Source organism: Endozoicomonas sp. ALC013, from assembly GCF_049310205.1.
Classification (GTDB): Bacteria; Pseudomonadota; Gammaproteobacteria; order Pseudomonadales; family Endozoicomonadaceae; genus Endozoicomonas.
On the sequence record NZ_JBLYNS010000057.1, the window covers coordinates 1 to 24052 of the forward strand.

General features: G+C 50.4%; 23 protein-coding genes. 15 read left to right on the plus strand and 8 right to left on the minus strand.

What is annotated here, in order from left to right; translation table 11 throughout:
* Positions 1–196: 196 nt before the first annotated feature.
* The 5 genes from ACO6V1_RS12165 (at position 197) to ACO6V1_RS12185 (ending at position 3579) form a co-directional block, all read left to right on the plus strand.
* On the plus strand, positions 197–1072 hold the full coding sequence (locus ACO6V1_RS12165) for an endonuclease/exonuclease/phosphatase family protein (protein ID WP_422461650.1): 876 nt from the start codon (positions 197–199) through the stop codon (positions 1070–1072).
* 365 nt (positions 1073–1437) lie between these two features.
* Entirely contained in the window at positions 1438–2013 is a 576-nt protein-coding gene (locus tag ACO6V1_RS12170) for an adenylyltransferase/cytidyltransferase family protein (protein WP_422467017.1), read from the plus strand.
* Complete coding sequence (locus ACO6V1_RS12175; RefSeq protein WP_422467019.1) at positions 2010–2624, plus strand: NUDIX domain-containing protein; 615 nt, start codon at positions 2010–2012, stop codon at positions 2622–2624. Before ACO6V1_RS12170 ends, ACO6V1_RS12175 begins: the two co-directional genes overlap by 4 nt.
* Entirely contained in the window at positions 2599–3180 is a 582-nt protein-coding gene (locus ACO6V1_RS12180) for a hypothetical protein (protein WP_422444284.1), read from the plus strand. Before ACO6V1_RS12175 ends, ACO6V1_RS12180 begins: the two co-directional genes overlap by 26 nt.
* 54 nt (positions 3181–3234) lie before the next feature.
* Complete coding sequence (locus tag ACO6V1_RS12185; RefSeq protein ID WP_422444286.1) at positions 3235–3579, plus strand: hypothetical protein; 345 nt, start codon at positions 3235–3237, stop codon at positions 3577–3579.
* A gap of 65 nt (positions 3580–3644) precedes the next feature.
* Here ACO6V1_RS12185 and ACO6V1_RS12190 read toward each other — a convergent pair whose 3' ends face one another.
* The gene (locus ACO6V1_RS12190; RefSeq protein WP_422444288.1) at positions 3645–3815 is read right to left on the minus strand and encodes a hypothetical protein; all 171 of its coding nucleotides are present in this window, start codon (positions 3813–3815) and stop codon (positions 3645–3647) included.
* Entirely contained in the window at positions 3749–4102 is a 354-nt protein-coding gene (locus tag ACO6V1_RS12195) for a peptide deformylase (RefSeq protein ID WP_422444290.1), read from the minus strand. Before ACO6V1_RS12195 ends, ACO6V1_RS12190 begins: the two co-directional genes overlap by 67 nt.
* 161 nt (positions 4103–4263) lie before the next feature.
* Here ACO6V1_RS12195 and purU point away from each other — a divergent pair, with 161 nt between their 5' ends.
* A complete protein-coding gene (gene purU / locus ACO6V1_RS12200; protein WP_422444292.1) occupies positions 4264–5118 on the plus strand; it encodes a formyltetrahydrofolate deformylase in 855 nt (284 codons plus the stop codon).
* Positions 5119–5228: 110 nt separating this feature from the next.
* Positions 5229–5513 (plus strand): Lar family restriction alleviation protein, encoded by a 285-nt coding sequence (locus ACO6V1_RS12205; RefSeq protein WP_163372288.1) that lies wholly within the window; start codon positions 5229–5231, stop codon positions 5511–5513.
* Here ACO6V1_RS12205 and znuA read toward each other — a convergent pair.
* The gene (gene znuA / locus ACO6V1_RS12210) at positions 5506–6447 is read right to left on the minus strand and encodes a zinc ABC transporter substrate-binding protein ZnuA (RefSeq protein WP_422461658.1); all 942 of its coding nucleotides are present in this window, start codon (positions 6445–6447) and stop codon (positions 5506–5508) included. The genes ACO6V1_RS12205 and znuA overlap by 8 nt on opposite strands.
* A gap of 291 nt (positions 6448–6738) precedes the next feature.
* Positions 6739–6915 carry a hypothetical protein gene (locus ACO6V1_RS12215; RefSeq protein ID WP_163372284.1) on the minus strand — a complete coding sequence of 59 codons (177 nt, stop codon included), beginning with the start codon at positions 6913–6915 and terminating at the stop codon, positions 6739–6741.
* A 227-nt stretch (positions 6916–7142) separates the two neighbouring features.
* On the opposite strand from ACO6V1_RS12215, the gene uvrD reads away from it, so the two are divergent.
* A complete protein-coding gene (gene uvrD, locus ACO6V1_RS12220; protein ID WP_422444297.1) occupies positions 7143–9320 on the plus strand; it encodes a DNA helicase II in 2178 nt (725 codons plus the stop codon).
* 223 nt (positions 9321–9543) lie between these two features.
* The gene (locus ACO6V1_RS12225; protein WP_422467021.1) at positions 9544–11793 is read left to right on the plus strand and encodes a WD40 repeat domain-containing protein; all 2250 of its coding nucleotides are present in this window, start codon (positions 9544–9546) and stop codon (positions 11791–11793) included.
* 70 nt (positions 11794–11863) lie between these two features.
* Here ACO6V1_RS12225 and ACO6V1_RS12230 read toward each other — a convergent pair whose 3' ends face one another.
* Complete coding sequence (locus ACO6V1_RS12230) at positions 11864–12838, minus strand: ankyrin repeat domain-containing protein (protein WP_422467023.1); 975 nt, start codon at positions 12836–12838, stop codon at positions 11864–11866.
* Between the two features lie 234 nt (positions 12839–13072).
* Between ACO6V1_RS12230 and ACO6V1_RS12235 the strand changes: the two genes are divergently transcribed.
* Positions 13073–14194, plus strand: a complete 1122-nt coding sequence (locus ACO6V1_RS12235; RefSeq protein WP_422467025.1) for a TRAP transporter substrate-binding protein — start codon at positions 13073–13075, stop codon at positions 14192–14194.
* Here ACO6V1_RS12235 and murI read toward each other — a convergent pair.
* On the minus strand, positions 14170–15060 hold the full coding sequence (murI, locus tag ACO6V1_RS12240; protein WP_422444305.1) for a glutamate racemase: 891 nt from the start codon (positions 15058–15060) through the stop codon (positions 14170–14172). The two genes, ACO6V1_RS12235 and murI, sit on opposite strands and share 25 nt — an antisense overlap.
* A gap of 289 nt (positions 15061–15349) precedes the next feature.
* Positions 15350–16333, minus strand: a complete 984-nt coding sequence (locus tag ACO6V1_RS12245) for an ankyrin repeat domain-containing protein (RefSeq protein WP_422444307.1) — start codon at positions 16331–16333, stop codon at positions 15350–15352.
* Between the two features lie 176 nt (positions 16334–16509).
* Between ACO6V1_RS12245 and cdd the strand changes: the two genes are divergently transcribed.
* From cdd to parC, 5 genes are all read left to right on the plus strand, one after another.
* Entirely contained in the window at positions 16510–17418 is a 909-nt protein-coding gene (gene cdd, locus ACO6V1_RS12250) for a cytidine deaminase (protein ID WP_422467027.1), read from the plus strand.
* Between the two features lie 35 nt (positions 17419–17453).
* Complete coding sequence (locus ACO6V1_RS12255; protein WP_422444311.1) at positions 17454–17717, plus strand: hypothetical protein; 264 nt, start codon at positions 17454–17456, stop codon at positions 17715–17717.
* Positions 17718–17908: 191 nt separating this feature from the next.
* Positions 17909–19201, plus strand: coding sequence for a UbiH/UbiF/VisC/COQ6 family ubiquinone biosynthesis hydroxylase (locus ACO6V1_RS12260; RefSeq protein ID WP_422467029.1), 1293 nt, complete (start codon positions 17909–17911; stop codon positions 19199–19201).
* A 257-nt stretch (positions 19202–19458) separates the two neighbouring features.
* Complete coding sequence (locus ACO6V1_RS12265; protein ID WP_422461671.1) at positions 19459–20919, plus strand: di-heme oxidoredictase family protein; 1461 nt, start codon at positions 19459–19461, stop codon at positions 20917–20919.
* Between the two features lie 114 nt (positions 20920–21033).
* Positions 21034–23289 carry a DNA topoisomerase IV subunit A gene (parC, locus tag ACO6V1_RS12270; protein WP_422467031.1) on the plus strand — a complete coding sequence of 752 codons (2256 nt, stop codon included), beginning with the start codon at positions 21034–21036 and terminating at the stop codon, positions 23287–23289.
* A 108-nt stretch (positions 23290–23397) separates the two neighbouring features.
* On the opposite strand, the gene ACO6V1_RS12275 is transcribed toward parC, so the two are convergent.
* A complete protein-coding gene (locus ACO6V1_RS12275; protein WP_101745326.1) occupies positions 23398–24045 on the minus strand; it encodes a TetR/AcrR family transcriptional regulator in 648 nt (215 codons plus the stop codon).
* Positions 24046–24052 lie beyond the last annotated feature (7 nt).

The following is a 24052-nucleotide window of genomic DNA, read 5'->3' on the forward strand; positions in this document are numbered from 1 at the left end:
ACTCCGCTCAGGGTGAACGGAGATTGTTCAGAAACCATGTGCTAGAGACATTGCAGCAGTGGTTAAATGTCATACATTTTGGCTTTTAACCACTTTCATTTGGTAAATCATCGATCATTCTTTGCAGGAAGTCGGATAAAAGGCCTGTAATATCTGTCTATCAGTTTCCCTTGTCCATTTCTGGCGGTAAAGCACTATGCCCATTCGAACCCTCACAGGTGCCATTCGACGACGTTTACACCGGCAGCGTTGTCAGTACCGTTCCGGGCATATTCATCACTCGGCACCGGGCGGGCCCCCGCGTCGGCTCAACAAAAAGACCCTCAAGCTGCTCAGCTTTAATATTCAGGTGGGCATCAATACTCAGCAATACCGCCATTATCTGACCCGCAGCTGGCAGCATATTCTGCCTCACGCCAAACGCCAGGCGACCCTTGACCGGATTGCCAGTGTTCTTCCTGACTTTGACCTTGTTGCCTTGCAGGAAGCTGACGGTGGCAGTATTCGCAGCAGCTTTATTAACCAGACTGAATATCTGGCTCTCAAAGGACACTTCCCTTACTGGTATCACCAGATCAACCGCAACCTTGGCAAGCTGGCACAACACAGTAATGGCTTTCTTAGCCGGTTTGAGCCTCTATCGCTGGAAGACCATAAACTGCCCGGTCTGATTCCCGGCCGGGGTGCCATTGTCGCCCGCTTTGGCAACCCTGAGGAGCCTCTTACGGTGGTGATGATGCATCTGGCCCTGAGCAAAAGGACCCGAAATATCCAGCTTTCCTATATCCGTGATGTTGTGCAGCACAATCAGCATGTGGTGCTGATGGGGGATATGAACACCCACGCGGATCAATTACTCAATGACTCACCGCTGAAAAATACATCCCTTCATGCGGCGCACTGGGGGCAAAATACCTTTCCCAGCTGGCAACCGAAGCGTTCTCTGGATCATATTCTGATCAGCCCATCCCTGATTGTTAATCGATTTGGCGTTATCGATATGCCCATCACGGACCACTTGCCGGTATCTGTGGAAATCCGGGTGCCTGACGCCGTATTGAGCAAAGTGTGATTCATCGAAATAGGGCTGAAGCTTCTCAGGCTCTGTTGGCAGGCTATTTGAGAAATGCTGGTCGACTACCACAAGGCAGGAAAAAATAAAAAAGGCCCGATATCAAGGGGGGAAGTAAGGAGGGAGATATCGGGCCTCGAAAAAAAAACCATCACTGTTTCAGTGACAGGGAGTCATTCCAGAAGGTGCATCTTACCTGACACACATTATTTGCCTATCAGTAAAAAACCCGCACCGGGTACGTAATGAATCTTTAACCGCTTCGGAATAAACCCACTGTCTGGTTGCCTTCGGTAGACCCTGTAAAATCGATATAATGAGGCCACGCTTTTGTCAGCGCGGATACCACCAAACACGGAGACTCAATGATGAGCCCTATCAAGCTGGGTGTTTTTGGCTCAGCATTTGACCCACCAACACTTGGGCATCTGGATGTGTTACAACAGGCAGCCACCTGCCATGACTGCATCCTGCTGGTTCCCAGTGCCTTTCATGCTTTTGACAAAAACCCTCTGCCATTCGGCCTCCGTCTGCAGATGCTGCAATGCTTTATTGATGAAGCAGAGGCTGGCTGCACCCTGGAGGTATGTGACCTGGAGGCAGAACTGCTGGAACAGAATCCCGGCAGGCCGGTATACACCTATGACCTGATGGCAGCCTTGACCAGTCAGTACCAGGATAAAGCCACACTGTCCTTCATCAGAGGGCCGGATAATGCCAGGCCTGAAACCTGGAACCGATTTTATAAATCGCAGGAAATTGAGGAAACGTGGCCGATCTTTACCGCCACTGAACGGGTGGCCATCCGCAGCAGTAATGTCCGCAATATTCTTGAATCCGCAAAAATAGCCGATGATCTTCAGCAGGGGTTGAATATGCTGCTACCTTCTGTTCAGGCGTTTATTATCAATAACAACTTATACCAGACAGGGAACCCATGAAGCTTTCAGGTCTTGATGCCCGCGATGTACAGGTTCAGGAAGAGGCAAAGGTTTATTCAGGCTTTCTGAAGCTCTTTAAATACACGATTACGCATCGGCTCTTTAACGGGGGAATCAGCCGTCCCCTGATCCGTGAAGCCACCGTCAGGCCACCCTCTGTGGGCGTTATATTGTTTGATCCGGTGCATGACCAGGTGGTTCTGGTGGAGCAATTCCGCATGGGGCCTTTTTTGAGCGACGATGACCCCTGGTTGCTGGAGGTGGTTGCCGGTATCAGTGAGCCTGGCGAAACCCTGGAAGAAGTTGCCCTGCGCGAAGTAGAGGAAGAAACCGGTTATCAGATTACCTCGTTAATGCCGGTCTCGGATTTCTATGTCAGCCCCGGTGCCAGTAACGAAAAACTCAAGCTGTTCTGTGGTCTGGTAGATGCCACGGCTGCTGGCGGCATTTTTGGTGTTGCCGATGAAGGGGAGGATATCAGGGTTCATGTTCTTCCCTTCCAGGAAGCTTATGATATGGTGGAAGACGGAAGGATTGCCAATGCTCCAGCGGTCATTGCACTGCAATGGCTTAAGCTGCATCACCATGAGTTATGCCAACATGAAAAATAACGTCTTCCCAACCTGGCTCCGGCAACGGTATGCCTTTATCTTTATTGTCAGCTTTTTTGCGGTGACGCTCGCTGGATGCCAGACGAACGGCAAGATGTTCCCTGAGCTTAAGCAGGAAAAGCTCACAAAGGATAATAATTGGACCGTATTACCCTTTATCAGCCACGCTAAAGTGCCATACGAGGATCTTATTCAGCTTGAACGTATGTTGTTGGTCCAACTGCCCTCGAAAGGTATAAAAAACCCTGCAATTTATCACTTACCTAAAACTTTCTCGGTTCCAGATTACCTTTCCGAGGTCTTCCAGGTTGAGCAAGCGCGCGTGTGGGCCATCAGTCAACACATCAAGTACTCCATATCTGCTGAAATTCTTGAATGGCACTATGACCAGCAGAACCGTTTTTCCACAGCTCTGAGTTTGAAAGTTAATGATTTATCATCGGGAGACCTGGTTTGGAGCATAGATGGCCTGGGAGAAGGGCGACCTGGTGAAGCGGCCTACGATGTGAGCCGCAAACTGATTGCTGACCTGGTGGCTGCCATGCCGCTTCAATAAGTACAGCGGCACCGGAAAACTGATACCAATTAATCAAAAACGAGAGAAAAGGACATGCTCTACGTACTCAGGGATGATAACAATCAGGTGTGTGCCGTTTCAGAGAAACCGCTGTCCAATGAGTGGCAACAGGCCGGGATGGACGACGAAAGCCTGATGCTCTTTCTGCACAATAATCCGGAAATCAGCTCCGGCATCATGGTGTCTTCCGATGCCGATTTTATCCGGGTACTTGAGGATGTGATTGATCTATTAATTGATAAGCAGATCATCCAGTTCACTGAGTTTCCGGATGTCGTTCAGGCAAAACTGCTCCATCGTCGCAGATATCGTGAAAGTCTCAGGAGTAATGCGGATACTACGCAGCTTCTGGAAGACGGTGATGACAGCATCTTTTAATTGAAAATCGGCGATCGTCAGAGTCAGATGGCTTTCATATGAATTCTTAATGCCTGGTCAGCAGGCTATCTTTCCGCCGAAATCATCCCCGGTGGAGTCATTCGGGCATTGATGGTTGGCCAGTTTTCCGGCCAGCGGCTCTGGGTTTCCATTGATATATTGGGCACCATCAGCGTTGTTTCATCAATCCGTTCCGGAAACAAGATCCCGTCCAGGTGATCAATTTCATGCAGCATAACTCTGGCGGCAAACCCATCCAGAATGAAAGCGGAATATCGGGCACGGCGGGATAACGTGATTTCGTCTCTTCAGTCACGCCTATGCACAATACCCTTGCTCCCCAGCCAATCTGAGGCGCGGCAATACCAATACCGTTTGCCTCAATTTGCCTGTTACGCAGAGTCTGGAGATTGTGCTGGAAATCATCGGTCAATATATCATCAACACACACCTGCTGATGTTGCTGAAAAAGCAGGGGGTCACCCATGATGACCAGATCCGGGCTATCAGGCAAACGCATCATGACAAGAACCACTCCACATCTGGTTACGATCAATCAGTGTAACTTAATGAACCCGCAGAACGGTGAAAATTCCACTGAAGCACTGATCAGCATCAGGCAAAATATGATTTCATAGCGACTTCTACTTATAATTGCTGCTCAATTTACGTTTATTAAGCACCATGAACAGAACTTATCGCTTACTTGTTTCCTGCCCGGACGCTACAGGCATCGTAGCCACCGTCAGTGACTTTATCGCCAGACACGGCGGCTGGATTGTTGAAGCCAATCATCACTCTGATCCAGTGACCGGGCGCTTTTACATGCGCAACGAAATCAAAGCGGACAGTCTGCCTTTTTCTCTGGATGAATTTAAACATCATTTCACCCCTGTTGCTGAAAAACTCAGTCTGGACTGGCGCATCAATGACTCAGGAGTTCCCCAGCGTGTTGCCCTTCTGGCCAGCAAAGAGGCCCACTGCCTGTCTGACCTGCTTTACCGCTGGCGAAGTGGCGACCTGAACATGGAAATACCCTGTGTCATCTCCAATCATGAAGATTTGCGCAGCTATGTGGAGTGGCACGGTATTCCCTATCACCATGTACCTGTGGGTAAAGGGGATAAGGCATCGGCCTTTGAGGCAATGACATCACTGCTGGAACAGTACAGTGTTGATACAATTGTACTTGCACGCTATATGCAAATTTTGCCCCCGCAACTGTGTGAGCAGTATGCCGACCGTGTCATTAATATCCATCACAGCTTTCTGCCTTCCTTTGTGGGTGCCAAGCCCTACCATCAGGCCTACGAGCGAGGCGTTAAGCTGGTGGGTGCCACCTGCCACTACGTGACGGAAATCCTTGATGCGGGCCCGATCATCGAGCAGGACGTCATCCGGGTTGGGCATCACCACCTGCCAGAAGATATGGTGCGTTTAGGAAAGGATGTCGAGAAAAGTGTACTGGCGCGGGGATTGAGATATCACATCGAAGACCGGGTTATTGTTGATGGCAGCAAGACCATTATTTTAGGATAGTGCTATACGATTGCCACCATCCTGTGGATAAGCTGTGAAAGTCTGTGCATAAGCTATGAATACACAGGGTATAACTAATCCATGACGCAGATATCGCTCAGGGAAGAGTCATGAAACTACAGTCCTGCCCCTGTTGCCGGGGTAAAGCTATATTTGCCGACCTGATTATCGGCAAAGGCAGTCAACGGGTGAAAATGTGGCAGGTCAGCTGCAGTGGCTGTGGTTTATCCACAGAAATGGACGAAGATAAAAGATATGTGGCAAAACGCTGGAATCTTCGCCAGGAGTACGCAAATCTGAAAATGTGGGTAACATTGCTGGCAGCGCTGCTGCCAGCGTCGATCATCATCAGTCTGCTGCTTGGCAACCTGATGGGTATCAGCCTGATCAGCTGAGTTTATCACTCTTCTTCACCGTACCCTGGATACAACTGGTGATGTTATCCACAAGCTGGTTGATAAACGTTGCATAGCTTTCAGGTCCGGATTGAATATTTTCTGCTAGTGGGTCAAGCACACCAACCTGGACGGAAAGCCCTTCTGTCAGCCGCTCAATATAAGCAGGCTGGAACTGCGGTTCCCGGAAAATGCAAGCTGACCCCGCTTTGTTCAACTGCCCTTTCAGGCTTACCAGGTGCCGGGCTCCGGGTTGCTGCTCAGGATTCAGGGTGAAATAGCCGGCAACTTCCAACCCATACTGCTCTTGTAAATAGCCATAGGCATTATGAAAAACGAAAAATGGCTGCCTGCCTGATTGTTCTACTTTTTGACCGTTGCGCACGTCCGTCTGGTCCATGCTGTTCAGAAACAGAGCAAGATTACGCTGATAGCGAGACTGGTTAACCTTGTCCACAGACATCAACACCCGGGCCATCTCTCTGGCAATAACCCTGGCGTTATCGGTGCTCAACCAGATATGAGGGTCATAGTCACCATGATCGTGATGCTCTCCATGCTCATGAATATGGTGCTCATGCTCTTCACTGCTGCGCAGGCGAATGCCATGCATGTCCATCGCGGATACGGCTTTTACCCCCTTTGCCGAGGCCAGCATTTTGGGCAGGAAAGTCTCCATTGAAGGGCCTACCCAGAAAATGACATCCGCACTTCTTAACTTGCGGGCATCAGAGGGCTTGAGGCTATGGCTATGAGGCGAACTTCCCGGAGGCAACAATACCTCAGTATGAGTCACCCCTTCCGTCACCGCCTGGGCAATCAGCTGCAATGGCTTGATGCTGGCCAGCACTTTTGGTGATTCTGCACGTGCACAAAAGCTGGCAGTCATTAGCAACACTGTTATCAGCAACTGTTTAATGGGGACAAACTGCATACGAAAACCGCTTCTTTTGGAAAGCGTTATAATATAACACTTCAATCTAAAAAAGGATCCCCACATTCATAGTTCAGAACCAAGATCTCAGTTAACTTTTTCTGAACCGTAGTAATACTTACAGAGACATAAAAAGGAATAGTGATTGAAAGTGACAGGCTGGAAATCAAATGAACAATCCGGCGGGGATTTTATGGTACTAACGTTCATTAAATCTATGGACGGGGTAGCGTATTTTTGAATACGAACCCTCACCGAGGAGTAAGCAAAGGTTCGCAGTTTTTGAAGTGGTTAGATGCCTTCCCAGTAATCTTCCCCAAAGATGGCGCTGAGCCGTTTGTCTTCTTCCCGATCCTCAAGTGCTCTGCGGATTTGCAGGGAGCGCTTGGAACCTTTCTGCTCAAGTTCAGGACGGATCAGGTGCTCATCCAGAATGAACTCTTTCTCGGCTTTTTTACCTTTTCCCATAACAGCATCCTCTTCTTGTATTTGTTATTAAATGATGCCTGATTACGATTACCAAAATATTAAATTACTGGTCGTACGACAACTACTCATGTCGTATAAAAATGTGCGATAAATCGCACAAATCAACCATTACAAGACCTCATGGCGCAGTTTCGCTAAACTCTCACTGTTCTGGAAAATACTCTCCCCATCACCAGGGGGCATCGACTTCTGACTGAAAGATTCTTATGGACGTAACCTCAATACTTGATTCACTGAATGATGCACAGCGCAGTGCTGTTGCAGCTCCCGTCAGCTCTATGCTGGTTCTGGCCGGTGCCGGTAGTGGTAAAACCCGCGTGCTTGTCCACCGGATCGCCTGGCTAGTGCAGGCTGAAGCCATGTCCCCTTATTCGGTGATGGCGGTAACCTTCACCAACAAGGCCGCGGCAGAGATGCGCTCACGTATTGAGGAACTGCTGGGCATCGCCCCCAGGGGAATGTGGGTGGGTACGTTTCATGGTCTTTCCCACCGTCTGCTCAGGGCACACTGGAAGGAAACAGGGCTGCCCGAAAACTTTCAGATTCTGGACAGTGACGATCAGCTGCGCGTGCTCAAGCGGATCATGAAAGCCATGCAGCTGGATGAACAGAAGTGGCCGCCACGTCAGGCCCAGTGGTTTATCAACAGCAAAAAAGATGAAGGGCTTCGTCCCGATTACATCGATCCCGGTTACGACCCATTCGAACGCACCATGGTTGATGTTTATCGACGCTACCATGAGTACTGCGAACAGATGGGAGTGGTGGACTTCGGGGAGCTGCTGCTGCGGGCACACGAACTGCTGCTGAAGCGGGCCGATATTCTCCAGCATTACCGTGAACGTTTCCGATACATTCTGGTGGATGAGTTTCAGGATACCAACGCCGTGCAGTATGCCTGGCTGCGATTACTGGCGGGAGACCAGGACAAGCTGATGGTGGTGGGTGATGATGACCAGTCCATTTATGGCTGGCGGGGTGCCAGAATTGAGAATATACGTCAGTTCACCCATGACTTCCCCAATGCCCAGACCATCAAACTGGAACAGAATTACCGCTCTACCGGCAATATCCTGCAGGCCGCCAATGCCGTTATTGCCAATAACCCGGATCGTCTGGGAAAAGAGCTTCGTACCGATGGTGATAAAGGCGAGCCAGTACACCTGTACGCTGGCTTTAACGAGATGGACGAAGCCCGATTTATTACTGACCGGATTAAAGATGCCATCACCAAAGGCACGGCCCGCAGCGATATTGCCATCCTTTACCGGTCCAATGCACAGTCCCGTATTCTTGAAGAGGCGATGCTCCGGGCTGCGATCCCCTATCGAATCTACGGTGGGCAGCGCTTCTTTGAACGGGCAGAGATCAAAAACGCCCTGGCCTATCTCCGGCTTGTCCGCTCGCCGGATGACGACACCTCTCTGGAGCGGGTGATCAATATTCCCACCCGGGGTATCGGTGAGAAAACCGTAGAAAAGCTCAGAGAGGCGGCCCGGAGTCAGGGTATTTCTCTCTGGCAGGCATTAAAGAACCTGGTGGCAGCCTCGGCGGTTGGCGGTAAGGCGGGTAAATCCATGGCCGCTTTTGTGGAACTGATCGAGTCCCTGAGCCATGCCGGTGAAACACTGGATCTGGGTGAGCTATCCGACCATGTGGTCACCATGAGCGGCCTGATTGACCACCACAGCAAAGAGAAAGGCGAGAAAGGTCAGGCCCGGGTGGAAAACCTGGAGGAACTGGTGAATGCCTGTCGTCAGTTTGATATGGACGAACTGTTCCTTGATGACGAGCAGGGCGAAGAAATCGAAACCATGACACCTCTGGATGCCTTCCTGGCCAATGCCGCACTGGAAGCGGGCACCAGTCAGGCCGATCAGTTCCAGGACAGCGTGCAGATGATGACGCTTCACTCTGCCAAGGGGCTGGAGTTTCCGCTGGTCTTTCTGGCCGGTATGGAGGAGGGGTTATTCCCCCATAAAATGTCGTTGGATGAAGGCAACCTTGAGGAAGAGCGTCGGCTTTGTTATGTGGGTATTACCCGAGCCATGAAAACCCTGTATCTGACCTATGCCGAAAGCCGACGTCTGTACGGCAGCGAAACCATGAACCGCCCTTCCCGTTTTATTCGGGAGATCCCCGGTGAACTGCTCCAGGAAGTGCGCCTTGGTGGCACCATTACCCGACCGGTAGCGACTCGCATGGCACCGGCATCACCTGACCATGGTCTGTCACTTGGCCAGCGCGTCCATCACAACGTGTTTGGCGAGGGAATCGTGATTAATTACGAAGGTGATGGCAACCAGGCCCGGGTGCAGGTCAATTTTGATTCTGAAGGCGCTAAATGGTTGATGATGGCTTACGCCAACCTGTCTCCAATCTAAGGGCATTACTGATGGTGCATTGCCTCTTGCCTATTTTCGCCGCCGACGCAGGCAGCCTCGTAAAACCCCGGAGCAGGAACTTTTGTTAAATTGCCAGATCTTAATGCTCAGGAACTGAATAAATGATCAGGCAGGTAATAGATGATGATTCCAACAACCTTGGGGTACTCATCTACCATGCCCGTATAAATTCCATTCCTGTGTCAATTTGACCGGAGTTATCATGCAACCAATTGCGCAAGGCATTGCAGCCGCAAGCAGAATAGAAACCAATGAACGGCAGTTATTTAATGACCTGAAAACGCTGAATAAATCAGTGGCTGCCTATAACAAACAGGTCTCAGAAATTTCTGGACCGGACCAGTTCAAATCGCTTGAACGGTTGAGGCTGGATTCACCACCCGAATTGACGTTCATCACCGCTATCGGTAAGCGTAAGCTGGAAATTATCGGACTGAACGTTTCCATGGTGCCGCAGTCACCAGGCATTGGTTTGGCCGATGCATCGCAACGAAGACCATCAACTGACGACTCATATATCGAATCATCAACTGACACCTCAGACACCGAATCATCAACTGACATCATTTCAGGCACCAAAGCTATTGAGCCAATCAAGGCTCGTATTATCCAATGCCAGGCCAATTATCTGGAACTCCGACTGGCGACCGGCGTCGGTTGTTATATTCGCGATGTCAGCTTCAGCCCAACGAGTAAGAACCTGATTATCAATGGTCGCGATGATGAGAACGAGTTTAGTCTGAGCATCTGGCGACAGGGCGCGGATGGCAACTGGTTGCCAAAAGGGCAGGTCAAGAGTTCTGATGCAATCTTTCGTTACCAGCTTAACCAGTCGGAAAATACACTCCTGAGCATCAGCTATGATGGCAATATCTTGATGAGTACGCTGAACAGCGATGGCCGTTGGCAGGAGGCGGTGGTGCTTGAACACACCACCACTGATGAAAAGTGTCCGAGGGTTAAGGCAGACTTCAGCCCCTTGCAGGACAAAATAATGTCCTACGATCCACAGACCGGCAAAATCAACGTATTGCGCGAGGATAGCAACGGTCGGTGGACCCCGCTAACCCAGGCTAAAGAGATCAGTCACTGTCAGCAAACTGTGACACATCAAGTGCCTTTCGAGGCCACGAACCATTATTTACTGACTTACCAGGGTACAACAGCGACCATTTGGGGCTGTAGTGATGAGACTCACTGCCTGGAGGAGCAAAAGGTCATTGAGTGCAACAGGCAAATTGCCGGTGCTCAACTCAGTCATGATGAGCAGCATGCCGTGATCTTCACCGAAAGTGGCCAGGCCATCTTTCTGGGTTGTAATGTCGATGGCAATTGGTCACAGATCGGGGAGATCTGTCATCCTGAATGGAGTATGAATGAAGACTGCCAACCTTGCGCCAAACCTATTTGCGAAGCCGCCTTCAACGCCTCTGGGCACCTTGCGCTGACCCGTGATACCGACAATACATTTATTATTTCTGGTTATGACGCCAACGGTGACGCTAACGACAATCCCTGGGTAGTAAAAGCGAAAATTCACAGTTGTGCAGAGGCCAAATTCAGCGCCTCCGGGCGTAAATTATTGGCCAACTCCGGTATTGGCATCTTTAAACTCTGGGACTACAACAGTGCTGACCGTCGGCTGGTTAATGGCCAGACCATTTACCACAGTGGCAGTCACAAAGCTATCTTCAGTCCCTCAGAGAACCTTCTTCTGAGCTATGGCAATGAAACAAATTACGCCTGTATTTGGGGGAATTACGAGGAAGGTGATCTGGCTGAGAAAACGAGGATATATCATCAGGGGGGGATTGACTATGCTGCCTTCAACGCTCAGGAGGACTGTGTGCTGACCCGCAGTCGTGACCGGACGGTAAAAATTCAGGCTCTCGACAGCCAGGGCAAATGGCAGGAACAATTGGTGGTTCAACATCGCAACAGTATTATGGATGCTCGGTTTTCCCGTTCAGGGCGGCTTGCCTATACCATTAGCCTGGACGACACCGCTTGTATCCTGGGGCGCAACGATAATGGCCAGTGGGTGAAACTGGCGGTGACGGACTCTGATGCCGACTTCATCGGGGGCGCTAGTTTTAATGAATTGGAAAACCATTTTCTAACCTATGGCAACAAAATGAACCAGAAGGACAAACACCAGCCAGGCCTTGTGCAACTCTGGGATGATATTGCTGGCCTTGTGCAACTCGACCGCAAATGTTGGACAGAAAAAGAGCAGATAAATGGCCTTGTGCAACTCTGGGGTATTGGTGATGATGGCAAATGGTCAAAAAAAGAGCAGATAACACTGGATCATCCCGTTAAATCGGCCAAATTTAGCCCTGATGGCGATCATTTATTGATTTACTGTAACGATGGTATGTTTCCCATTGCTGGCTTTTTAAAAGGCGGTACTGCATTACTCTGGAAGGTTCCTGCCAGCCCGGGGCAGTGATAACCCATCTGGTTATTTCATGCCCGATTTTTCTTCCTCATATCAGACGGCATTCCTGCTCTTTTCTTGCCTATTTCTGCTGTAGTACTTTCAGCTCCAGCGACGTTTTTGCCCCTTTGGCAATCAGGCGTTCTGCACACGCTGGGTCGCTCCTGTGTTTGGCGAGGTCCAGTGGTGTGATGCCAGGGCGATCAGTAGCAGTAGCGACGGCATTGACATTCGCTCCCTTGAAGAGCAGCGCTTCCACGCAATCGACTCTTTCCCAATTGGCTGCGTGGTGCAGAGGAGTGAGGCCAAATGTACAGGTAACGTGGATATCTATCCCCGGGGTGTCGAGCAGCAACTTCAGGCTATCGGTGTTACCCTTTGCGGCGGCCCAGTGTAAAGGAGTGAGACCATAGACATCCTTGGCATTGATATCCACCCCGGGGTGAGCAATCAGCAATTTCAGGCAATCAGTGTGACAGGGATTACCATTTGTGGCAGCCCAGTGTAAAGGAGTGAAACCATCGTCTTCGAGGGCACTGACATTCACTCCCGGGGTCTTGAGCAGCACCTTGAGGGAATCGGTGTCACCACAAAAGGCGACCATGTGTAAAAGGGTGGATCCATCGCTTAAGGTAGCGTTGACATTCGCGCCCGCCATACACAAAAGCTCCAGGCATTTGCTATTCCTTTCCTGCAAAGTAATTAACAACAGACGTTTATCCAAAGGTATGCTGGCACCATGATCGACTTTAATCTTCAGAATCAGTGCCAGTGCTTGCCAATTTCCGGAGCGGCAGGCGTACTCCTCCAGCGATTTGGATTCGCAAAGCAATGGCAGCACGGGAAGTGTCTGACATTCGGAACAGCGGCGTTGACCCAGTTTGAGTTGCTGCTGATCAGTCAGGGGAATACAACCAAGGTGAAGCTGGCATCCGTACTGACACGATGCCTTGACTTGCAACCGGCCAGCAAATTCGTTTGTGGTGCCGCCATCATGCCCATGACAGATACTGCATTTAAACGACTGATCGCCAGTATTAACCCTGACACTATCCATGTTTGCACCTGTATTCATGACTATTAACTGCCATGAGACAATAAGCGGCAAAGGAAGTTCCTTATCCTGAGTAACTTCCATTTTTTTTCCTGCTCGTAACAAAACCTCAACATGCCCTGAGGCTCCTGCTTCAAAGCCTCCCTATTAATGGCAGCTTGTCAGCTTCCACCTATCCAATTACTATGCTTCTGTCGTGTTCCCTATAAATAAGATTAAGAAAACAGGGTCATTTTCATGAAACGTCGTAATTTATTGTCCTCTTTCGGGGTCGCTGCCGCAGTTGCAGCACTGGCAGGCTGTGGCCAGGGTGAACAACCGCAGCAAACCACCAACACCGAATCAGTAGCACCAGAAGCTCAAAAAACCATCGAGTGGAAGCTGGTGACGTCCTGGCCCAAGAATTTCCCGGGTCTGGGTATCGCGCCTGAGCGCTTTGCCGAGTCCGTTAATAAAATGAGTAATGGCCGACTGACCGTCAAAGTGTATGGCGGCGGTGAACTGGTACCACCTCTGGAAGTCTTTGATGCCGTATCCAGCGGCACGGCGGATATGGGGCACAGTGGCGCTTATTACTGGAAGGGTAAAGACCCGGCCACCCAGTTTTTTACTGCCGTTCCCTTTGGCTTGAACGCCCAGGAAATCAGCAGCTGGATTCACTATGGTGGCGGGCAGGCACTCTGGGACGAAGTGTATAAACCATTCAATGTGAAACCGATGGCCGGTGGCAACACCGGGGTTCAGATGGCGGGCTGGTTCAACAAGGAGATCAACAGCCTGGATGACCTGAAAGGTCTGAAAATGCGCATCCCGGGTATGGGCGGTGAAGTACTGCAGCGCCTTGGCGGGGTACCTGTAAATATCCCCGGTGGCGAGCTATTTACGGCGCTTCAGACCGGTGCTATTGATGCGACTGAGTGGGTCGGCCCATACAATGACCTGGCTTTTGGTTTCTATAAGGCCGCTTCTTACTACTACTATCCGGGCTGGCATGAGCCAGGCAGCATGATGGAATTCACCATCAATCTGGATGCATGGAATAAACTGCCAGAAGACCTGCAGGCCATTGTCAAAACGGCAGCCCGCGCAGCAAACCAGGACATGATTGATGAGTACACCGCACGGAATAATGCGGCGTTGCAACAGCTGGTGAATGAGCACGGGGTAACCGTAAAACGTTTGCCGGATGACGTACTTGCTGAACTGAAAAAGGTGGCTGATGAGATTACCGAGGAAGTTGCGGCCACCAGCGATGTGGCTGGACGGGTTTATCAATCGTTCAGTGAGTTCCGCGAGCAGTCCAAGGCTTACCACAGTATTTCAGAAGTCGCTTTTTATGAAGCCCGCTCTTTTGAGTAATTGACAACGTTCTCGCCGCAATGGACGCCACCGTCACCCTGTGATGGTGGCGTCATCACCTCTGACCCGACGGGTAAATGTCTCAGGGCAACAAATCCCATTTTCTCCAACGCTGGAACCAGAGCACTTACCTGATCATCCAGCCCTGTGTGCATAAAGAGATCGTGCGGTGCTGACTCTGCATCAAACCCGGCCGGGTCCAACAGGCTGACAACCCTGCGGGCAATAGCAGAGCCTGAGTCGATCCAGTGAATGTCGGCAGATACCTGCTGCAACGCTGTTCTCAGCAAAGGGAAGTGGGTACAGCCAAGAACTACCACATCCGGTACCTCTTCTTCGGCAAAAAAAGGGCCAAGAATCCGGTGCAGATCGTGCTCTGAAACCAGCTCACCCCGAAGGTGCCGTTCAGCCATCTGTACCAATTCGCTGGAACCCACTCGAATCACCTGACAGTCCCCGGCAAAATCATCAATCAGCTGGTCGGTATAGCTGCGGGCAATCGTGCCCGGTGTCGCCAGAAGCCCGATGCAGCGTTTTTTTGAGTACTCACTGGCCGTCTTGATGGCTGGCACCACGCCAACAACGGGGAAATCCAGCTCTTCGCGTACCCTGGGCAGTGAGATGGTACTGGCGGTATTGCAGGCAATGACCGCGAGCGAGGGATCAAACTGCCCGGCTAACGCACTCAGGCAGAGGCTGGTACGCTCAATCACTTCCTGCTCGGGCTTTGGGCCGTAGGGAAACCCCTGAGTATCGGAACAGTAAACCACCGGAGCATAAGGTAAAGCCTGCTTTATTTCCTGATAGATACTGAGGCCGCCGACACCGGAATCGAAAATAACGATCGGCTTTACCTTTGTATTCACGGCTGTTTTCACAAGATGTTTCCAAAAAAATGGTTTGTTTAGCTTTTGACCACCAACAGAGTCATGAAGTTTCTCCAACCGCCATTGATGACGCAATAAGCGTTGTTCCCCATTAAATACAGTGAGTCGGTTAGACGGTAATCTGAAGGAATGCATTATCTTTGGTCACATGCCGCCCTGCAACCCGCCTGCATCTGGACAACTCTGCGGGTGTGGGAGGGAGAAAAGCAAGAAGGATGGGGGCAGGGGAAGCCCCCAAAGAGGCTTAAGACGCAATCACTAACGTCGGTCATTCAGCCAGAGACTGAAGCAGTTGAAGATCTTTATCAATTTGTCCTGCCATTGCTCCGAGTGTGGTGATGTCAAGTCTATCCTGGCTGAAGACCGGGTCAGGATTCTCGATACCATCACCCATTTTTTCCGCTTTTTGCTCACCCTCCAGACGGTTTATAACCGGTCTCATATCAAAGAGTTTTGACTCAAGCTCGCCCTGTTGAGCCAAAAGAGCCTCCCCTAATTGATCCCTGACATCCTGGGGTATCTTGCTGAGGATTTCTTCGCAACCAATGAGACTGCCGCCGTGTTGCAAAAAGGCTTTTGCCGCCTCATAGTTGCCGGAGCTTAACGCATAATGAACGGGTGTGCCTGGATGACACCACCAACTGGCCTCATTTAACTCGCCCTTGTGGAGACTGTCTTCGACATAGTCGCTCATAGCAGCATCCTGAAATACCGGGACTGTATAGAAACTTCTGGGAGCGATTTTATCGGCGGTGCACAGTGCTGCAATCATCTCAGGACTGCCGGATTCTGCCAAGGCATAAAGCAGGGGCTTATTGTTGACTGACAGTTGCTGTATAGGTTCCTGCAACAACTTTAATTCTGATTGCCGATTATTTTCCACACACCTTTTGTTATGTGCTATTACTTCATTCCTCATCGCCTTGAGATGTTTGGTAAACATCCGGACATTATTTTCCTTCAATACCTTGGAGACCTCTGCCGCCCTGGCGGACTGACCGCACATCCTGTTATTGATGCTGCTGGCGATCCCTGAGATGGCTTTGGTAATTGTCCAGTTGCTTTTATCACTGTGCACCTCTGGACCGACTCTCGGAACCTGCTGTTGACTGGGGGTCGCACTTATTGTTCTCCCATTCCAACTGCCCTCTTTACCGATTTTGCCGGATTTTTCCGGAAATTCGCCTTCATTTCCAGGGATTTTTGTTGGGGCATTCCCGGGTTTGTATAGTCCATTGGTATGGAAGGTCATAATTAAATCCTTTTTTAATCAATCCTCGATTAACTTTAGCTAAGGTGTGTTTCCGTTTCTGTTACTGGTAAATCCATAGCTCTTCGAGCCCTGCAAACCATTGAAAAAGAGCAATGGAAATTCTCTCTTTTCCGTAGTACATAAGCAGCCTTGAATCCTGTCACCGGAGTAGCGCTATGAATCACAGAGCTTTTCAGGATCAACTGGCTCAGTTCCCGGCTAATGCTGCGGATATCCTGCAACAGTTGATTCACCAGCAGGGCCGCCTTGAGCCAGAACAGGTGAATGAGCTTCAGGGCTTAATGGAGGTGCCATCAGAGCATCTTCTCAAAGCACTGCTGCCTCTCGCTGCTGCCATGAGCACCTGCCCGATCTCAAATTTTTCCGTAGGGGCGATTGTTGAAGGCTTTCGACCGGAAGGACAAGGGCCGGTCTATCTGGGTGCAAACCTTGAAATAGCCGGGCAGCCTCTGAAAATGGCCATTCACGCCGAGCAGGCAGCGATCTGCAACGCCTGGCACCAGGGAGAAACCCGGCTGCGCCGCCTGATGGTCAATGAAGCCCCCTGTGGGCACTGCCGACAGTTTATGAACGAACTGAACGGGATCGACCAGGTGGATATTCTGGTCAGTCAGCTCAATAGTGACCAGCAGCGCCACTATAGGATCTCAACCCTGCTACCAGACGCCTTTGGCCCCGGCGATCTGAAGCAAGACACTCGACTGATGAGCCCGTCGCTGCTCTCCTTCGAGAGCCCGGCCCCTGCTGATAAGCTGGTCAATGCAGCAACAGAAGCGGCCCGCCGGAGTTATGCGCCTTATTCTGGCTGTCATTCAGGTGTTGCTCTTCTTATAGATAATGGAGATATAATTTCTGGTAGATATGCTGAAAACGTAGCTTTCAACCCGGGAATGACTGCCGTAGAGGCCACCCTGGTTAATCTCCGCCTATCCAGCCTGACCAAGGCACCGGGTAAGATTATTGACGCGGTTATGGTTGAAAACCAGGCCTCGATCTCTCATAGGGCCATGGCAGATTCAATCATTAGTCATGCAGGAACAGAATTACGCTATTTCGTTGTATAAACTTATAGGAACTCATTGAGCAAGGAGGCCAGATTGTGAGTTCCGGTTACAGAATTGATTCAGCATCCTCTCCCCATCTTGACTACGGCCAGGGCAATGGCGACAGTACGGGTCACAATGACAGCAGTGCCAATGCTTCCTCTACAGACCACAAGTCTTACATTGACCGCTCAGGCTCAAGAAAGGGGCGGGATAAATCTCTGGAAATGCGTAAAGCCCGGAAAAAAAACCGGCGCAAAAAGAAAAAAATCTCTGAGAGAAATACCAAAGAGTTTAATGATGGCCAGACCGATGAGTGAAGGCCATCACCAGACTGCCGTTAACGTTCTTTCTCAATAATCCTTTCTCAGCCAATAGCATCTTCGCCCCGAAGGGCAACCCCGGACACTTCATTTGACTAATTCCATTCCCGGTGAAAAGATCCTGATCGGGAAGATAGATGGTGTGCGCTGCTGCACGGATTTATGACGCTTACATACAATGCTTGCTTATGAAAAGAACAGACGCTTCCGGACAAAGTGATGACCAGCAACACTACGATGTACTTATTGTCGGCGGCGGTATGGTGGGTGCCACGATTGCCTGTGGCCTCGGCCAGCAGGGAATAAAGGTTGCCTTATTCGACCACTGTGCGCCATCGCCATTACCAGCCGACGCACTGCCTGCACTGCGAGTATCTGCACTCAGCACAGCATCGGAGGAAATTCTTCGCCAACTGGGCGCATGGCCACATATGCAGTCCATGCGTATGACGCCGTATCGTCGTATGGCGGTGTGGGAAAAACTGCATTCCCCCTTTGGCAAAGAGATAGATTCAAGAGCCAACCGGGTGATGTTTGACGCCAGGCAGATTCATCACTCGCAGCTGGGTTTTATTGTTGAAAACCGGGTGACTCAGTCAGGTCTGTTAGAAGCCATCAAATCTTACCCATCCGTCTCTTTTTTCTGTCCGGTCAGTATTCAAACCATTCATACCTCTTCGACGCCCCCGGTGATTGAGTTGTCCGATGGTCGTCGCTTTTCCGGTGATCTTTTAGTGGGGGCAGACGGTGCTAACTCACGGGTTCGCCAAGCTGCCGGGCTGGGCATAAAACAACGGGATTATGAGCAGCAATGCCTGGTGGCAACGGTCGAAATTGTCGGCGGTTGCCAGGACATTACCTGGCAGGCCTTTACCCCGACAGGTCCGGAGGCCTTTTTGCCACTGCCGGATATTAACGGCAGAAGTTACGGATCGATTGTCTGGTATAACCATCCGGAGAAAGTTCGGGAACTGCTGGCACTGTCCGAAGAGGACTTCATTGAAGCGCTGGTAACCACATTTCCTGCTGAACTGCCGGATGTTATTCAGCTCCATGAGCGTGGTGCTTTCCCTATTGCCCGCCGCCATGTAACTGAGTATTTTTGCCAGAGTGTCGTTCTTGCCGGCGATGCAGCCCACACGATAAACCCTCTGGCAGGACAGGGGGTAAACCTCGGTTTGCAGGATGCCGCCTGGCTGATTGAAATTCTGGTGGATGCCTTGAGGGCCGGTGAAAACCCCGGCAGCCCGGAGGTTCTTGCCCGTTATGAACAGGTAAGGCGAAGCGATAATGCCTTGATGATGAACACCATGGATGTTTTTTACCATACCTTCAGTAATCAGAGTAAGCCGCTGCAGCTTCTGCGAAATCTCGGTCTGACTCTGGCTGGCAAGCTGTCACCTGCGATCAACCAGGTGATGAAGTACGCCATGGGGCTTTCTGGCAAACAGCCCAGGCTGGCAACCGGAAAAAAACTATAAATCCAATATTGGTCTTGTTGTTATGGCCTGCGGTGTGTTCAACGCCATAATTTCTGACTCTCTGTGCTGACGGCTCATTTGCATATCACCGTTAGCCCGGGCAATTGATTATTGTCGGACTTTTGCCGATTAACAGCATTACAAATAAACAAAAATAACACATGAAGACAGCCTCAATTTAAAGCACGCTCATCGTGCTTCTGCCTTCAGGCTTCCCTGGCAGCAACTGTTATGAAGGATTGATTTCAAGGATGATCATGACTAATAACCCCTTTTTCATCATCTTAAGTCTGCTGTTTTTGCTCGCTGGCTGTGATTTTTCCGAAGACGATAAGAAGCGGCCAGCTTATGAACAGTTCCAGCCGGGGGAAGATATGCCCGGTGGCACTGCTTCTGTTTGGGTTTCCGGGTTTAATACCATTGCCAAGCCTTCAGCCAATATGCCGGTATTTAACCGTTTAAACTTTCATAAAGGCAATGCGCTGTTCCGCCAGGACTGGCAACCGGAATCCGGGGATGATCTGGCTTCGGATGGGTTAGGGCCTCTGTTTCATACCGCCAGCTGCAGCGGTTGCCATATTCATGACCGAAGAGGCCATGCACCAGAAGATGGAGAGGAGACCGATGCATCGGTTCTGGTTCGGCTCAGCATTCCCGCAATCACGGATGAGCAGAAGAAACGCTTGAAAAAATCAGGCGTGATTCCTGAGCCTACCTACGGTGGACAGCTGCAGGTTAATGCCCTTGAGGGTGTGAAGCCTGAAGGGAAGGTCAGGGTTACCTTTGAATATTTCAAGGTAGCCTTTGCCGATGGTCATCAGGTTGAGCTTCGAAAACCGATATTCACCATGGAAAACCTTGGCTATGGGCCCCTGGCTGAAAACACCATGATATCCATGCGGATTACGCCATCAATGATCGGCATCGGCCTGCTGGAAGCCATTTCCGAGAACAGCCTGCTGGCGAATGAAGACCCTGAAGATCAGGATGGTGACGGTATTTCAGGCAGGGCCAACCGGGTCTGGGATATCCAGAAGCAGAGAACCTCCATTGGCCGGTTCGGTTGGAAAGCCGGGGTGCCAACTCTGCGACAGCAGTCGGCTGCAGCATTCAACGGAGATATGGGGCTGACCACCAGCCTGTTTCCAGATGAATCCTGTACTGAGTGGCAAAAGGATTGCCTGGCGGCTCCCAGCGGTGCGGCACCGGATGTATCTGACTTTGTTCTGGATAAAGTGGTATTTTACAGCCGTAATGTGGGGGTGCCTGTTCGCACCAATGCCAAAAAGCCAGAGGTGCTAAAGGGCAAGAAATTATTCAATGAAGCGGGTTGCGCGGGCTGTCATCAACCCAGTTTCCGAACGGCGTCCATGGATGTTCAATCGGAAACCGCCATGACCGTTATTGAGGAGGAGCAGGCGAATCAACTGATCTGGCCTTACAGTGATTTTCTTCTGCATGATATGGGGAAGGGGCTTGCGGATGGCCGCCCGGAGTTTCTGGCCTCTGGGAGAGAATGGCGCACACCGGCACTCTGGGGTATTGGTCATACCCAGCTTTTGGATCGAAGAACCGGCTTCCTGCACGATGGTCGTGCCAGAAGTTTAATGGAAGCGATCCTCTGGCATGGCGGTGAAGCCAAACAGTCCCGGGGCAATGTGTTAAAGATGAATGTCCGTGAGCGAAAGGCCCTGGTGGCTTTTATCGAATCGCTTTGATTTCTGCCAATGTGGTTAAAAAATCTTATTGTGATACCACCATAACTTTTAGAACAAGAAAGATACTTGTTATCATGACGGATTTATTATCAGAGTCCTGAAACAGGTTTAAGCATGGCGGAGCAGATCATTATTGGCGACGATGGAGTTGAGCGTCAGTCCCTGAGAGCGTATACCGAAAACGCGTACCTGAATTACTCCATGTACGTCATCCTGGATCGTGCCCTGCCCCATATAGGGGACGGCCTCAAACCTGTCCAGAGACGCATTATCTACGCAATGAGCGAGCTTGGCTTGAAAAATACCGCCAAGTTCAAGAAGTCTGCCCGTACCGTGGGTGATGTGCTCGGTAAGTTTCATCCCCACGGAGACAGCGCCTGCTACGAAGCCATGGTGTTGATGGCACAACCTTTTTCCTATCGCTACCCACTGGTGGATGGACAGGGCAACTGGGGCTCGCCTGATGACCCCAAATCCTTTGCCGCCATGCGTTATACCGAGTCCCGCCTCACGAAATATGCTGACTCATTGCTGGGAGAACTTGGCCAGGGCACGGTGGACTGGGTGCCAAACTTTGACGGAACACTGGAAGAACCATCCATACTGCCAGCGCGCTTACCCAACCTTTTACTGAATGGCACCACCGGTATTGCTGTTGGTATGGCAACCGACATTCCACCGCACAATCTGCGTGAAGTGGCCAACGCCTGTATTCACCTGCTGGAGAATCCCAGGGCAGGGGTTGCCGAGCTTTGTGAACATATTCAGGGGCCTGATTTTCCAACGGAAGCTGAGCTGATAACCCCTCGGTCAGACCTGATCAAAATGTATGAGTCGGGCAGGGGCTCTTTACGAATGCGCGCGGTCTACCAGCAGGAAAGTGGTGATATTGTGGTGACGGCCCTGCCACACCAGGCATCCGGGGCGAAGGTTCTGGAGCAAATCGCAGCGCAGATGCAGGCCAAAAAGCTGCCAATGGTCGCTGACCTGCGGGATGAATCCGACCATGAAAATCCGACTCGTCTGGTGATCGTTCCCAAGTCTAACCGGGTAGATACCGACAGCCTGATGAACCACCTGTTCGCCACCACTGACCTGGAAAAAACCTACCGGGTTAATATGAACATGATCGGTGTTGATGGACGCCCCCAAGTTAAGGCGCTCAACAAAATGTTGGGCGAGTGGCTTACCTGGCGCAGTGAAACGGTACGTCGCCGTTTACAACACCGGCTGGATAAAGTGCTCAGCAGACTTCATATTCTTGAAGGTTTGATGATCGCCTTTTTGAATATTGATGAAATTATCGAAATCATCCGTACAGAAGATAAACCCAAAGCCATTCTTATGGAGCGCTTTGGGCTTTCTGATATTCAGGCCGAAGCCATCCTTGACCTGAAATTGCGACATCTGGCCAAACTTGAAGAAGTAAAGATTCGTGCAGAGCAGGACGACCTGGAGCGGGAGCGCAATTCACTTGAGTTGACCCTGGGATCAGAAAGACGTCTTAAGACGCTTATAAAAAAAGAGCTCAAAGCGGATGCTGAAAGTTTTGGCGACGATCGTCGTTCTCCTATCGTCGTAAGATCTGAAGCCCATGCATTATCACAATCAGATTTGATGATTTCTGAGTCTGTCACCGTCGTACTGTCCAATAAAGGCTGGGTACGTTGCGCCAAAGGCCATGATGTTGATCCGTTGACGCTTAATTACAAATCTGGCGACGGCTATCGTTTATCTGCAAAAGGGCGGAGCAATCAGACTTCAGTGTTTCTCGATTCTACCGGGCGAGCCTACTCCGTTCTGACCCATACGCTGCCTTCGGCACGAGGGCAGGGTGAACCATTAACCGGACGAGTCAACCCTCCCTCCGGCGCAACCTTTGAAGGTTTGTGTGTTGGTGACGCCAGTGATTGTTATCTGCTGGCCAGTGATGCGGGTTATGGTTTTATTGCACAATTCTCCGATATAGTCAGTAAAAACAAGGCCGGAAAAACCCTGCTGACGCTGCCCAAAAATGCCCATGTACTGACACCAATGCCCGTAAGCGGCAACAACCCGATGCTGGCCGCCATCACCAATGAAGGACGAATGTTGGTATTCCCATTGCAGGACCTTCCCAAGCTTGGCAGGGGGAAAGGCAATAAAATTATTAATATTGCCTCTGCCCGTGCAGCCGAAAGAAGTGAGCTGATGACTCAGCTTGCCATCATCAATGACGGTGATGCGCTGACACTTTTTGCAGGCAAACGCCATGTGACTCTGAAAGCTACAGACCTTGAGCATTATCGTGGCGAGCGGGGAAGACGTGGCAACAAGCTTCCCAGGGGCTTTCAGAAAGTGGATAAGGTTGAAGTGATTTCTGCAGGGTAACCTGCAGAATGATTAAGCGTCTTTTCGGATAAGCCTTTCAAGGCTTATTCCGATGAACTTCCCCCATGGACAAATGTGATGACTAAAAGAGCATTTTAAAAGTTTGTTTTAGTTATTGATTCCACAGCCACCCAGTATCATCTGGCAGACACTTTCGGTATAGGCTTCCACGTCCTCGGCATCCAGGTCCTCTTTACCCAGAACGGAAGCAACCTGGGGACCATAGTCGACGTAGTATTGAGTCGTTGCCCAGATGGTAAATAACAGATGAACAGGATCAACCGGTCTCATCTTACCCTGGGCAATCCAACCATTAATAACCTCGGATTTTTCCTGAATCCAGTCATTAAAAGGCTGCAAATGCTCTTTAATATGCTGCCCTCCATGCAGTATTTCACTACTGAATATGCGGGATGCATTTGAATGAGCCAGCACATATTTCATTTTGGCCCGGATAAATTGTCTTAATGACGTTTCAGGATCATCATCTGGGTTGAGGCCACTGAAAACAGACTGCCATAGCTCCATGATGTGATTGAGCACCGCACCGTATAGCTCAACCTTACTATTGAAATAGTAGTGCACATTCGCTTTTGGCAAGCCAGCCCGGTGGGCAATATCGCGAATAGACGCTCCCTTAAATCCGCTGGCGACAAACTCATCTTCTGCGGCTTGAAGAATAATTTGAATGTTTTTCTGCCGGACCCGACTATTTTTTAATCCTGCCTGATCTGTTTTTGAGGGTGATGGTTGCATACTGAAT